This window comes from Thermococcus sp. M36 (genome assembly GCF_012027355.1).
Classification (GTDB): domain Archaea; phylum Methanobacteriota_B; class Thermococci; order Thermococcales; family Thermococcaceae; genus Thermococcus.
Map to the genome: position 1 here is coordinate 1 of NZ_SNUH01000104.1, position 519 is coordinate 519.

Consider the following 519-nt stretch of genomic DNA (forward strand, 5'->3'; position numbering starts at 1 on the left):
GTTTCATTAAAAGCGGTATGCGTGGCTTCCCAGTTGTTTAACAAAGTGAGCCGGGGCTTATTTCCATCCAGCACTGCATATGATCTTGCCCACTGGTGCAGGTTCCTGCTCGCAGTTCCCTTTCCTTCATGGCTGTAAGTAAAAATAAATTCGGGGGTGTTAAAGGGTTTGCCCGGTTCCAGTGTGTACTCGCTGGCATAAGGATTCATGCCTGAAGAAATATGCAGCGAATTGCGCTGATCAATCTCAAACTGAAAACGGAAATTGCCCGTCCATGCCAATGTACCTGCAATTAAATCGCCTGATGTTTCTGTTGACTTTTCGTTCAGTGATACAAAAAACATAGGTGATTGATAAAAATCTGCACGTGTTCCCAGTTTGCTGTCGAGTATTTTAATTCCCGCTGTTAATTCAGTTTCTTTTATTTGTACTTCATGTGCCCAATCACCATGAAACTGTGTGAGCCAGTACCTGTCTGCATCAAGTTGTAAAAAAGAGGAAGCATATTCAGTGATAACC

Annotated in this window: 1 protein-coding gene; it reads right to left on the reverse strand. The window is 43.0% G+C overall.

Annotation, left to right across the window (positions count from 1 at the left end; all coding sequences use genetic code 11):
* The coding region (locus tag E3E36_RS11530) for a glycoside hydrolase family 36 N-terminal domain-containing protein (RefSeq protein WP_206203646.1) at positions 1-519 on the reverse strand (519 nt) is incomplete at both ends.